The following is a 12,850-nucleotide window of genomic DNA, read 5'->3' on the forward strand; positions in this document are numbered from 1 at the left end:
TACTTTATTTAAACTACAATTTTAAACATATCTGCCGAATGTATCTTCATGGAACGATCAAAAAAGGATGAGAGCGGTTTTATACGAGTAATTTCTGCAGCAGTTGTCTGTATAGCAAAATGCAAATTCCCTTTTGTAATTTCTTCTTTAATCCACATCCAACAAAAAATACCTATCTTGCACATTTAGAAGATAAACATTGACATTTCAGGATTTTAATTTTAACGAACCATTGTTCGAAGGTATCCAAAGTATGGGATACACCACGCCTACGCCCATCCAGGGAATGGCCATTCCGATCATCTTAGAAGGACACGATTTGATAGCCTGCGCGCAAACAGGAACGGGGAAAACGGCAGCCTATTTACTGCCGGTATTAGATCATATCAGCCGCAAAACCAAGCCCAAAATCAATACCCTGATATTGGCGCCCACCCGCGAACTGGCCCAGCAGATAGACCAGCAGATACAGGGGCTTGCCTATTTTACGGGCGTAACCTCGGTAGCCATATTTGGCGGCGGCGATGGCAGCGTTTATGAGCAGCAGCGCAAGGCTATACAACACCATGCCAATATATTGATTGCAACACCCGGAAGGTTTTTGGCGCACCTGGCATCGGGCGTTTTAAAACTGGACGACCTGCAGCACTTGATTTTAGATGAGGCCGACCGGATGCTGGATATGGGCTTTATGGATGATATTATGCGCATTATTAGCTTTTTGCCAAAAAAAAGGCAAACGTTATTATTCTCGGCCACCATGCCGGGGCGCATCCGCAAACTGGCTGGCTCTATTCTGAATAATCCGCAGCAAATCAATATTGCGCTGTCTCAACCTGCTGTAGGTATTGATCAGCAGATCTATAAGGTTTACGATAACCAGAAAACCGCTTTAACCGAAATGCTGCTGAAAGACGCGGCTTATACCAGCGTAATCATCTTTGCTTCAACCAAAGAAAAAGTAAAAGAGGTTTACAAAGTGTTGGGTAAACTAAAAGTTAAGGTTGAAGCTTTTCACTCCGACCTGAAACAAGCCGAACGCGAAGAAATTTTACTGCAATTTAAAAACCGGAAGCTACAGGTATTGATAGGCACCGATGTACTTTCACGCGGTATAGATGTAGAAGGCATTGACCTGGTGATTAACTACGATGTACCAGGTGACCCGGAAGATTATATCCACCGGATAGGACGTACAGCCCGCGCGGCAACAACCGGAACTGCCATTACCTTTGTAAACGAACGCGACCAACGCAAGCTGATCAACATAGAATCGTTAATAGGCCGGGAGATTAAAGTAAGCGAACTACCTGCCGAATTGGGCGAACCGCCGGTTTTTAAACCTGTTGGAAGTGGCGGTGGTAGCGGAGGCGGGGGCTACAAGAAAAAGAAAAACTTTAAGCGAAAAAAATAATGCGCAGGGGCTTGCGGATCAAATGGTACACTGTACTGGCAACGGTTATATTAGCCTTTGCCATAACGTTTGCCCATGCGCAGGCCCCCAATACAGCCGCTGAAATTAATACTGATATCATAGCCCGCAAATGCATCAGGCTAATTAACCAGCATCAAACTGATAGTGCTTACGCTTTAACCGGCGAAGCATTTCAGAAGTTGATGACGCTTGAGCAATGGAAAGCATTCAACCAGAATCAACTGGCCGCATTACTTCCGTTTAAAGATGTTATTTTTAAAGGTAGCGATGCCCCGGTAAACCATTATAAGCTGGAAGGCAAAATGGCCCTGCAATTGAATATCAGCCTGGACGACCATAACAAAATAGCCGATTTTAACTTTGTATCTTATCAGGACGAAATAAAACCGGCAAACATGTCGGAAGATGAGAAGCAAACCGACCTGATTGCCATGAAGGTTCTGTCTTTTTTAAATGCTAAACAAGCCGACAGCGCTTATGTACTTGCCGGAGAAGCTTTCAAAAGCAAGATAGACCTGCCTACCTGGCACGATATTACCGAAAAGCAACTTTATCCTTTATTACCTTTACAGAAGCCTGTATTTGTAGGTAGCCTAAATGGCGTTAATAAATACAAGCTCGACCAACTACAGCTTATTATTGGTTTGGATGAAACCGGAAAATTTGCAACCCTGGCTATACAGGCCTATCACGAGGATGCAAAAAAAAGCATTAAAGCCGCTACCGACAATCACTTACATTCCAAATTAGACAGCCTGGTTAACCACTGGCTATCACATTACATTCAAACCAAGGGTAATGTAGGCTTAAGCGCAGCTGTATATTACAAGGGCCTGGATCATTATTACAATTACGGCGAAACCGCCAGCGGCAATCATCAACTCCCCGACCGGCATACTTTATACGAGATTGGCTCTATCACCAAAACGTTTACCGCTACATTGCTGGCAAAAGCCGTAACACAAGGCCTGGTTACTTTAGATACGCGCATCACCAAATTTTTACCCGATTCTGTAGCAGCTAACCCATATATCAAACTGATCACGCTCAAGCAGTTGGCTAACCATACTTCGGGCCTGCCCAGGATGCCCGATAATATTGATGCCACCATAACCAACCTGAGGCAACCGTACGAAAACTACGATGTGCCGCACCTGCTTGCTTACCTTAAAAGCTATAAAGCCACCCGCGGCGTAGGCGTTAAGTACGAATATAGCAACTTGGGCGCAGGCTTGCTCGGGGTTATACTGGAGAAAATTTACCATAAACCATACGCAGAGCTTGTAAAATTATATATTACGCAACCTTTGTTACTACGTGAAACTAAAATAGATTTAACTGCAACCGATACAAAACGCCTGGCACAAGGGTACGATATGGCCAACAACCCGGCGGCTTTATGGATACAAAACGCCACCCAAGCGGCGGGTGCCATTAAATCTACTGCTTTCGATTTATTGCAATATGGCAAAAAGCAATTTCAACTACTTAACAACCCGCTGTTGCCCATCCTAAAACTAACGCACCAGCCTACTTTTGATGATGGTATTAACAGAGTAGGCTTGGGCTGGCATTATTTAAAGGATGATAAGGACCCGGTGATACAGCATACAGGCGGCACAGGCGGATATCGCACCGCCATATGCGTTAACTTAAAAAGAAACATGGTAGTGGTACTGTTAACCAATAATGCTACCACTGGCGACTCGTTAGGATTGGAATTAATGGCCGCCTTGGAAAAAGCTTTACCCAAATGAGCAGCAACACCATTTACATTTTTATACTTTTTTGCTTAAGTTGCACAACCGTTGCCGCACAAAACAACGAGCTTAAAGCTGATTGTATCAGGTTTAACCAACTCAATACCGCCATCCGCGATGGTAAAATCAAGAAGCCGGAAGCCAAAACACAATTTCAAAACCTGATGATAGCGCTGAAAGCCCATAGCAACCAAATAAATGATACCAACGAATGGGTTTTCCCGGTGCAGGGATATAATTACAGGGCAGCCGGCGGAATTGCCGGAAATGGATATGCTGACAGAAGCTATACTTATTTTGATGGCAATAAACACCTGGCTCACCCTGCGCATGATCTGTTTATTACCGACCGCAACCAGGATTGTATAGATGATAAAACCCATCAGCCGGTTAATATTTTGGCCGTTGCCGATGGCGTGGTCATAGCCTGTAGTAACGAATGGGAAATCAACAGTACCCTGCGCGGCGGAAGATACATCTGGATCTATCACCCAAGGCAAAATATATTAACCTATTACGCGCATAACCGTGAGCTTTTTGTTACACCGGGTGATGTGGTTAAAAAAGGCGATAAAATAGCTGAGATGGGGCGTACAGGATATAACGCCTATAAAAAAAGGTCGCCAACTCATCTGCATTTTTCGGCTTATCATTTAATAGATAATTTGCCGGTTGCCTATAATTGTTATGCCGATTTAGTTAAAACTTATAAAAGGTAAACGTTGTTTTTGTGGGCCTACAATTTTTATTTTGTCAATAATTGATTGTCAATACGTGTATTATTGCGTTAATCATCAGTATTCTTAATTTAGAACATCGGCACGCTCAGTCGCCGCGTGAAGGGCTGTTACGTTATTCACCTGTTGTTTGTTTTTGGTGTGAATGATTGCTAACGCAATTTGTCTTGACACAAAAGTAACCAATACCGACCGAAGGGAGCTCATGAACACCGAAAAAAACAAACAACAGGTGAATAACGTCAAGACTGCCCGATCCTTCCGCCCACAGGCCAGCTCCCGGCCCGGCGTGCAGTCTGGCCTCTGCGCACTTTGCCGGTGCTCCAGGGAGATCACGGAGGTTCAAAACGTCATCGCTATTTTTTTCGACTGGACGGATCTATTACTATGAAAATATAGAACATCGATAATCATAGGCCCTAATACCGTTCTTTCTTTTGTTTTAATAAAACTATCTTTAACTATATGAAAGCCCTGCTATTAACATTATTGCTCCTGCTCAACCCGGCACCCGATAACATTATCAGCCGGTTTACAACGCCGGCCGGTTATCAAAGTGTAGCCGCTCAACCAGGTAGCTTTGCCGCTTATCTGCAAGGGCTTCCGCTTAAACCTGCCGGTACACCCACCAAAACCTACCGGGGAACAATAGCCGCTACCAATGCCTATACCGCGGCTGTAATTGATTTGAGTTTAGGGAAGCAGGATTTACAGCAATGCGCCGATGCGGTAATGCGCCTTAGAGGCGAATACTTGTACCATCAAAACAACTATAGCGCTATCTCGTTTAAATTTACCAGCGGTTTTAAATGCGATTTTGTTCATTATGCCAATGGGTACAGGTATAAAAACGACAGGTGGGTTTTATCAGGAAAAAAGGACTATAGCTATCCTAATTTTTTACGGTACATGAACCTGGTTTTTTCTTACGGCGGAACGCTCTCTTTAGAAAAAGAACTTCAGAAAGTAAATACCGAAAAGGATTTAAAGGCCGGCGATGTATTTATCCATGGCGGATCGCCGGGGCACTGTTTTATTGTGATGAACGTTGCCGAAAACAGCGCACATCATAAGATATTTATGCTGGCGCAAAGCTATATGCCCGCGCAGGATATCCAGATTCTAAAATACGAAACAGCATGGTTTAGTTTGGATAAACCTGTTAGTATACCTTACGGCGAATTAATTGATATACGTTATTTAAGAAAATTTGACTAAAGCTAAACCGTACTATACTGCTATCCAGCTAAATTTATAATCCAATCCCGGATTTTTCATTCTTTCGGCAACACGTAGCAAACGTTCGGGTAATTTAACAATATAATCACGTGCCTTTTCTCCAGATTCGGTTAAGTCGGTGGCGCTTTCAATATGCCAGTCTTCAATCAGTTCCTTCAAAATATCAACGTAATCAACAGCGGTATATACCCCAAGGCGTTGTGCGGCATCAGTAAAATGGCCAAATGTTTGGCCTATTTTGGTACCCAGCTCACGTAAAAAGTGTGCGGGCATTACAATTTTTTTACGCATCATATCCTCAAAAGCCAGCATAGCTTCGTTGGCGTCAACTTCAAATATCTTACTAATAAAATGTTTGTACGCTTTGGCATGGCGCGCCTCGTCGGCAGCTATTACTCCACACATTCTTGACAGTAAGGTGTCGCCATCCTTTTTTGCAAGGCTCGCTACCCGGCGGTGGCTCACATTGGTAGCCAGTTCCTGGAATGAGGTGTAAATAAAGTTACGGTAGGGATCAGCTCCTGTACCGATATCAAAACCATCGGCTATTAAGTACTGGGTTGATATTTCCATTTTGCGCATATCAACACGGCCGGTTAAATAAAGATATTTATTAAGCAGATCGCCATGACGGTTTTCTTCGGCAGTCCAATGGCGCGTCCACTTCATCCATCCGCCTTCTTCGTCTTTTGATACAGCGTCAACCATCATTAACCATGATTCATAAGTAGGCAAAGCCTCTTCTGTAATGGTATCGCCAATTAAAACTGCAAGCAAATCATAAGACAGGCCACTGGCGTTTTCGCGCAGATCCCTAACGTCCGAAAAAAAAGTATCTTTTGTGGAATCAGGCAAAAAATCAGATGGTTGCCATATATCGTCAATGGGCTTTAAAAAGTCGAACATCTTCTCAAGCATATACTTCTCGATGTGTCGCATTACTTCTCTACGCTGCTCTACCAAAAAATTCATCATGTTATATTAATGAACAAAGTTAATCATTAAACCCAATTTCATACTATTTATAATGGTTTTAATTAGTATAGCCTATAGCATCGCGCATACAATCTGGCAAGTTATCTAATGACGGCTTTCCGTCAAAAATAGAAAAATTGCTATTGTACTCCCAAAGCATGCCTGGTATGTTTAAAGCTTTAAGCGTAGTGCGCATTGCTTTTATATACCTGCAGCGGCTATATTGATCGGCATATTTATTATAAACACCATATTCGGTACAAACCACCGGCACTTTATATCGATCAGCCCAGGGCTTTACATAGCCTTTTAGTTTATCCATAAGTGATGCTTCGTTACCATCATTACGATATTTATAATAATTTGTTTCGCCCCAGGTATTTTTAGCGCGGGGGTTTAGTGCAGGAAACTTTTCCTCATTATATGGAAAACTCACCCCAGTTGTAGCTACCTGGTCTCCCACCCACAATGCACCCTGATGAGTAAAAAAGAAGGGTTCGTAAAAATGGAAACAATATATAATGTTCTCATCAGCCAGGCGTACAAAGCGGCTCAACTCGTAAATGCTGTTATAGTTTGAAGCACCTACCAACAAAGTTCTCTTTTTATCAATTTTGCGTATACCGGTTACAATATTGTAAGCAGCATCTTTCCAAATCGCATCGTCCACGGTTGGTTCATTATAAATCTCAAAAAACAAGCGGTCTGCACGTTCTTTGATATATATTTTAGCCATTTTTTGCCAAAAATCCGTTATTTTAAGGGTTTCAGCTTGGTAATTCTCATTTGTTAAATTACCGTAATGGTAGTCTATAACCAGGTTAAAACCATACTTCTTACATAAAGCCAGCACCTTGTTTATACGCAGCAACACACTATCAAGCGGCACATTGTTACGCTCAAAATGGGTAAATGCCACCGGCAACCTGATTGATTTAAAACCCAGGGTTTTTAACAGTTTAAAATCGTGCTCGGTTATGCTCGTATCTTGCAAAATATGGCTATCCCAGGTTTGCTCCAACCACGACAGGTTAATGCCCGGGCCTAAACTCTGAGCTTTTTTGAACAATAAAACATCTGCCGGCACTGTTGTTGGTTTAGTTTTTGCCATTATATGCATGGGGATGCATGATAACTGAAATAAGCAGGAGATAATTACTACCCAATTATACCGATAAGTTCCTACAGCTATCATCGTTATTTTTGTATTTTTAAAACAGTTTAATTTTTTAACTCAATTAACTAATATATTTAATGTTTGTCCAGATAGATAAAGACGAGTTATCCAAAGAAACATCCAAAAAGGCGTGGTACCTTACCAATAACATCATTTGGACAATTATATTTATTTTCCCGCTCTTTAGTGTTCTTGATTTTATTTATCTGAATAATGTTTGGATACAATTTCTGATTGCGCGGATCATTGTGATCATGTCTTTATACATGTTATACAACTTGTTTCAGCGCAACAATTACAATTACCGCATATTACTTCATATCGCCTTTTTCTCCATATCTATCATTTGTTCCATATCGTGCACCCTGGTAACGATGGACCAATTGAACATTTACTTTTTAACTTACGCTGCAATTGTTTTATTTTTTAACGTGCAGGTATTTTGGGAGCCATTAAACTCGGTGATACAGGCTTTGCTTTCCTTGATTTTGCTTGGTATTTTTTTTAAGGCGCTCAATGAATACAGGGTAGACATATTTGTAACAAACGGTGGCCAATTTTTTATTATCATATCCATCATATCCTGTCTTATACCTAATGCCAGATATAAGGTACTTGAACGTGAAGCACGATCACACATCCTGATCGAAAAATCTAACGAGCAACTCAAGCAGCAATATCGCGATATTACTCAAAAAAACAACATAATTGACGAGCAATACGATCGACTAAGAAAAATGGACGAACAAAAAAACAGCTTTATCAATATTGTTGGCCATGATTTAAAAAATTTAATCGGCTCGATCATCGTAAGCAACAACATGATCAAGGAAGAAGATTTCCGTTTGAGTTCGGATCAGCGCGAATTTGCCGATTTTATTGGCCAGTCTGCCGAGAAGATGCAATATATGCTGAGCAAGCTGATGGACGTCAAAGAAATTGAGTCGCCCGAGATCAAGTATAACCTGGAAATATTTGACATTAACGCAGAGGTTAATCATGTGGTAAAAGGTTTAATTGAAACTGCCCAGATGAAAAATATACAGCTGATTGATAATATTTTAAGGCTACCTTTAAATGTACGGCTTGATAAAGTTTTTACAGGTCAGGTATTTCAGAACTTACTGTCAAACGCCATCAAGTTTTCGCAAACCAATAATAAAATTAAGATTGTAACCACCTTGCAACATCAAAAATTTGTTTTTGAAATTATAGATAGGGGGATAGCCATTGGCCAGGAAGAACTGGATGCCATGTTTAATAAATTAAGAACGCTGAACGATACATCCAAAACATTTGAAAGCAGACTGGGCCTTGGCTTATCAATAGCTAAATTAATGACGATAGACATGGGGGGCGACCTGCAATACCGCAGTGATGAAAACGGTAACTACTTCCGGGTAGAATTTAATGTAATAAGCTAATGACTATTAAAATCAACATGAATAAATTTTTAACCTTCGTTTTATTGCTCATCTTTTTTGCCAAGGGTGTTAACGGGCAATCCGTAGTTTCGTTTAAATCTTTAGGATTCGATGACGATGTAATCGCCGGCGTAAGTGGCTCGTCTGCTTATTTCATTAAAATAGATCCTACGGTACAAATTGAAGGCAGCAAGCTGGTATTATTGATCGAGCCGTCTCAGGTTTTGGTAAAGTCGCAGTCGTATTTAAACATTTTAATAGGCGATAAACCAGTTTATAGTACCCACTTATCTGGCGATTCGATTATGCGGTATACCATCAACCTGACTAAGAATAGCTTAACCGAAGATCATAAATTTTTAAAGGTACAAATCCGTACCCTGCTCAACATATCCGATGATAAGTGTAAAGATATAGATAACCCAGCGATGTGGGTGAAGGTAAAAGGGACATCATATTTATCGCTGATTAAAACAACCAGTAACTTTTTTAATAACGTTAACATTTCAAACTGCTTTGATACTAAAAGAGCCATAGTATACCCTGCTAACCCAACCTTGATGGACCTGAAAGCAGTAGGCTGGGTTTACGCCAGGTTAAAAAAGACTCAGATCAAACAAATCCAGGTATATCCATCAGACCATGTTCCGGATAGTTTAAGAAATTATGTAATTGTTGGTAACTGGGCAAGCATCCCCGAAGCCAAAAAACAACTATTGAAATTTAGCCCCGAAGAAGGGCAAGGCCTGCTCTATTTGCGCAAAACGGTAGAACAGTTACCGGATACGGCCGTAAGAGAGGTATCAAACCGAAACAGCAACCCCATATTTGTTAAAACAGTATCGATAAAGCCTGTACCATCCGAAATTTTATTTGTAACAGGCAATGGCGATGCAGGTTATAATAATACCATTACCACCCTGGCCAACAGCAATGTTTTAAACTCCAGTTATGGCGATTACCTGATCATCAACAAGGCCGAAAACGTTGGTGTAAAAACCATCGACGAAAGCAGATCGAGGCTTACTTTAAAAGATATGGGCGGCCTTACCTCCTTTCTTACCGGTGTAGGATCTTTAAAAAACAGCTACAGTTTTAAAAACAGCGATTTTGCATTTACGCCTAAGGAGATAGAAATTAAAATTGTTGGTAACTACGCCAACCTGAATTTAAATGATCGCGGTTTTTTTAATATTTACCTTAACGGGATATTAATTAGCAGCGAAAAGTTAGACCAATCCGGAAAGTTAAATACCTCCGCACTGATTAACCGCTACGAGCTGCAGAAATTCAATACTCTTGAAACCGAATTCAGGTTTTACCCCGGTAACGGTAATTGTCAAAACAGCTTTACCAATTACTTTGCCGAGATTAACATCAGTAAATCATACCTGCAAACTAAAATACCTTTTATTGCTAATAATTTAAGTTTTTACCAATATCCGGAAGCATTTAACACTGGCAAAACAACAATTATATTAAGCAGAAGGACAGCACCGAATACTGCGGCCACCATAGGCGAAATTATTTATGAACTGAATAATAATTTGCATGCTGATAACTTCCCCGACTTTTTCTATTCAGACCAATACGACAAATCAGTATTGAAGAAAAACAACATTATTGCCCTCCTTGAAAAAAACGACCCTATTATGGACGAGTTTCCGGACGCGCCCATCAAGTTTAACCAAAGATTCAGGCTGTATAACACCGAAAACAACAGGATCGTATACGAATTGAATGATACCGTATCAAACGGCCTTGCGCAGATATTTTACGGCAGGGGTAATAACGGAACTTTAATTATTACTGGCACAGGCCGCAACATGGATAAAGCCTTTTTATCGGCAGCAAGATCCATTACCGACCAACTGTCAACCTTGTCGAGTAATATTTGTATTTCCGACGAGTTTAATAAATACCTTTTCAACATCAGTAAAGATAGTGACAACCTTGAATATACAGATGCCAAAGGATCATTTGCCCTGTTTTGGGAATCCTATAACTTATATATCCTATTAGTGATACTGGTATTGATCCTGATATCATTCCTGTATGTACGTTCGAGGGTACAAAAGTCGCAGGAATCATTTAACGACTAACATACGCTAAACACGGCCAACGTTTGCAATAAAGCCGGGAAGGCGGGTTTCAGTTCCGCAAGGACATCACCTTCCCGGTACATATAAAGTAAGATGATTATAATCTATCTGATTTAAAGAATGTCAGAATCCAATTTAATAAATGATACTGTCCCGGTTTACGAGATCCTGATTAACGACCAGTTTATAACGGCCGCTGATATGGAAAAGGTACATCTATTTTCCAAAAAATCTGGAATATCATTGATTAAGATATTACTGACTTTCGGTTACATTTCGCGAAAAAACTACGAACGCTCATTAACCAATTTCGGCTATGTTTTCCACGAAGATGTACGGCAAGAGCCTATTGATACCGATATCATTGCATTACTTGATTTAAAGCACATCAGTAATGTGCTGGCTTTGCCGCTGCGAATTGAAAACGACAAGGTTGTAACGCTGATGGCCGATCCAACCGATCATGAATTTATCAACTTTGTTTACGAAACTTATGGCTTAGAGCCCGAAATCGTTTTGGCTTCTGATCTGGATATTACCTGGATGAGCCATAAACTGCTGGGCGAAGCCTACCTCAAAGCCTCGGTTTTTGAGTTAATGAAAAGCGACCCGGCAAATTCGGCGGTAATTACCTTTTCGCCCAAACAGCTGTATGCTTTGTTTGGCGCTATCGCAATAGTTGTAAGTTTCCTTTTTTTAAGGTTTGTTACTACTGCTATTGTTTTAAATATCCTGGTGAGTACCATTTTTTTAGTAAGCATTGTATTTAAACTGTTTTTAGCATTAACCGGCTCCCGCTTTGAATTGCATCAAGCCGTTACTAAAGAAGAAGTGAGAAATGTGGTAGACGACGAATTACCGGTATATACCATTCTGCTCCCGGTTTATAAAGAAGATAAACTTATAAAAAAATTAATCTGGAACTTACAGAGCTTAGATTATCCGCGCGAGAAGCTGGATATCAAACTATTGATAGAAGAGGATGATGCAAAAACGTTAAATGCTGTAAAGGATCTTAATTTCCCGGCAATATTTGATGTAACTGTAGTTCCGTTCCATATGCCTAAAACCAAGCCCAAAGCTTGTAATTATGGCTTACACTTTGCAAGGGGTAAATACCTCACCATTTACGATGCCGAGGATATCCCGGATATCGACCAGTTAAAAAAAGTAATTATCCTGTTTGATAAACTCCCGGAAGAGTACATCTGCATCCAAAGTGCCCTCAATTACTTTAATCGAAACGAAAACTTTTTGACCCGTATGTTTACCTTAGAGTACTCTTACTGGTTTGATTATATGTTGCCCGGTTTAGATACATTGAACATACCCATACCGCTTGGTGGCACCAGTAACCATTTTAAATTAAACAAGCTGGTAGAGTTAGGTGGCTGGGACCCCTTTAACGTAACCGAAGACGCGGATTTAGGCGTTAGGGCTTATGCCAAAGGGTATAAAGTATCTATAGTAAACTCCACTACTTATGAGGAAGCCAATAACGAACCCTTTAACTGGGTAAGACAGAGGTCGCGCTGGATAAAGGGTTATATGCAATCGTACCTGGTACATATGCGCAACCCCATCAAGCTTTATAAAAAAATAGGATTGAGAGGTTTTTTAGGCTTTAACTTTTTTATAGGTGCCACCCCTGCTACGTTTTTAATATACCCCGTGCTCCTGTCTATATTTGCGTGCTACGTTATATTCGACTTTAAGTTCATCAGGGTATTGTTTCCAAACTGGGTATTGTTTATCGCCATTTTTAATTTACTGGTGGGCAACATCTTAATGGTTTATATCAATATGATGGCCGTATTTAAGCGCCGCTATTACGAACTTATCCTGTTTGCTTTAGCCAATCCCGTTTACTGGATTTTACATTCAATATCAGCTTATAAGGGACTATATCAATTAATTGTTAAGCCTTTTTATTGGGAAAAAACCAACCACGGTTTAACCAAGGTGAATAATGGCACTAAGTAAAGGGGCAACCATTTAAAA

The 12,850-nt window shown here is 40.6% G+C and carries 9 protein-coding genes; 7 read left to right on the top strand and 2 right to left on the bottom strand.

The window, feature by feature from the left end; genetic code table 11:
• Positions 1 to 199: 199 nt before the first annotated feature.
• The 4 genes from MUCPA_RS09445 (at position 200) to MUCPA_RS09465 (ending at position 5,150) form a co-directional block, all read left to right on the top strand.
• Positions 200 to 1,414, top strand: a complete 1,215-nt coding sequence (locus MUCPA_RS09445) for a DEAD/DEAH box helicase (protein ID WP_008506004.1) — start codon at positions 200 to 202, stop codon at positions 1,412 to 1,414.
• A complete protein-coding gene (locus MUCPA_RS35890) occupies positions 1,414 to 3,192 on the top strand; it encodes a serine hydrolase domain-containing protein (protein WP_008506006.1) in 1,779 nt (592 codons plus the stop codon). The genes MUCPA_RS09445 and MUCPA_RS35890 overlap by 1 nt, the downstream gene beginning before the upstream one ends.
• A complete protein-coding gene (locus MUCPA_RS09455) occupies positions 3,189 to 3,914 on the top strand; it encodes a M23 family metallopeptidase (protein WP_008506008.1) in 726 nt (241 codons plus the stop codon). The genes MUCPA_RS35890 and MUCPA_RS09455 overlap by 4 nt, the downstream gene beginning before the upstream one ends.
• A 483-nt stretch (positions 3,915 to 4,397) precedes the next feature.
• Positions 4,398 to 5,150, top strand: coding sequence for a DUF4846 domain-containing protein (locus MUCPA_RS09465; protein WP_008506011.1), 753 nt, complete (start codon positions 4,398 to 4,400; stop codon positions 5,148 to 5,150).
• A 12-nt stretch (positions 5,151 to 5,162) separates the two neighbouring features.
• Here the strand turns inward: MUCPA_RS09465 and MUCPA_RS09470 are convergent, their stop codons facing one another.
• Both MUCPA_RS09470 and MUCPA_RS09475 read right to left on the bottom strand, forming a co-directional pair.
• Positions 5,163 to 6,146, bottom strand: a complete 984-nt coding sequence (locus MUCPA_RS09470) for an acyl-ACP desaturase (RefSeq protein ID WP_008506012.1) — start codon at positions 6,144 to 6,146, stop codon at positions 5,163 to 5,165.
• A gap of 58 nt (positions 6,147 to 6,204) precedes the next feature.
• Positions 6,205 to 7,257 (bottom strand): glycoside hydrolase family 5 protein, encoded by a 1,053-nt coding sequence (locus MUCPA_RS09475; RefSeq protein ID WP_040625811.1) that lies wholly within the window; start codon positions 7,255 to 7,257, stop codon positions 6,205 to 6,207.
• A gap of 143 nt (positions 7,258 to 7,400) precedes the next feature.
• Here MUCPA_RS09475 and MUCPA_RS09480 point away from each other — a divergent pair, with 143 nt between their 5' ends.
• From MUCPA_RS09480 to MUCPA_RS09490, 3 genes are all read left to right on the top strand, one after another.
• Entirely contained in the window at positions 7,401 to 8,747 is a 1,347-nt protein-coding gene (locus tag MUCPA_RS09480) for a sensor histidine kinase (RefSeq protein ID WP_008506014.1), read from the top strand.
• A 17-nt stretch (positions 8,748 to 8,764) separates the two neighbouring features.
• Entirely contained in the window at positions 8,765 to 10,849 is a 2,085-nt protein-coding gene (locus MUCPA_RS09485; protein ID WP_157543856.1) for a cellulose biosynthesis cyclic di-GMP-binding regulatory protein BcsB, read from the top strand.
• A gap of 120 nt (positions 10,850 to 10,969) precedes the next feature.
• On the top strand, positions 10,970 to 12,832 hold the full coding sequence (locus MUCPA_RS09490; protein ID WP_008506016.1) for a glycosyltransferase family 2 protein: 1,863 nt from the start codon (positions 10,970 to 10,972) through the stop codon (positions 12,830 to 12,832).
• Positions 12,833 to 12,850: the final 18 nt, after the last annotated feature.

This window comes from Mucilaginibacter paludis DSM 18603 (genome assembly GCF_000166195.2).
Classification (GTDB): domain Bacteria; phylum Bacteroidota; class Bacteroidia; order Sphingobacteriales; family Sphingobacteriaceae; genus Mucilaginibacter; species Mucilaginibacter paludis.

Coding starts and splice junctions, on each gene's coding strand:
- MUCPA_RS09465 (WP_008506011.1), top strand. CDS start 4,398: ATGAAAGCCCTGCTATTAACATTATTGCTCCTGCTCAACCCGGCACCC.
- MUCPA_RS09480 (WP_008506014.1), top strand. CDS start 7,401: ATGTTTGTCCAGATAGATAAAGACGAGTTATCCAAAGAAACATCCAAA.
- MUCPA_RS09455 (WP_008506008.1), top strand. CDS start 3,189: ATGAGCAGCAACACCATTTACATTTTTATACTTTTTTGCTTAAGTTGC.
- MUCPA_RS09470 (WP_008506012.1), bottom strand. CDS start 6,146: ATGATGAATTTTTTGGTAGAGCAGCGTAGAGAAGTAATGCGACACATC.
- MUCPA_RS09475 (WP_040625811.1), bottom strand. CDS start 7,257: ATGGCAAAAACTAAACCAACAACAGTGCCGGCAGATGTTTTATTGTTC.
- MUCPA_RS09485 (WP_157543856.1), top strand. CDS start 8,765: ATGAATAAATTTTTAACCTTCGTTTTATTGCTCATCTTTTTTGCCAAG.
- MUCPA_RS09490 (WP_008506016.1), top strand. CDS start 10,970: ATGTCAGAATCCAATTTAATAAATGATACTGTCCCGGTTTACGAGATC.
- MUCPA_RS35890 (WP_008506006.1), top strand. CDS start 1,414: ATGCGCAGGGGCTTGCGGATCAAATGGTACACTGTACTGGCAACGGTT.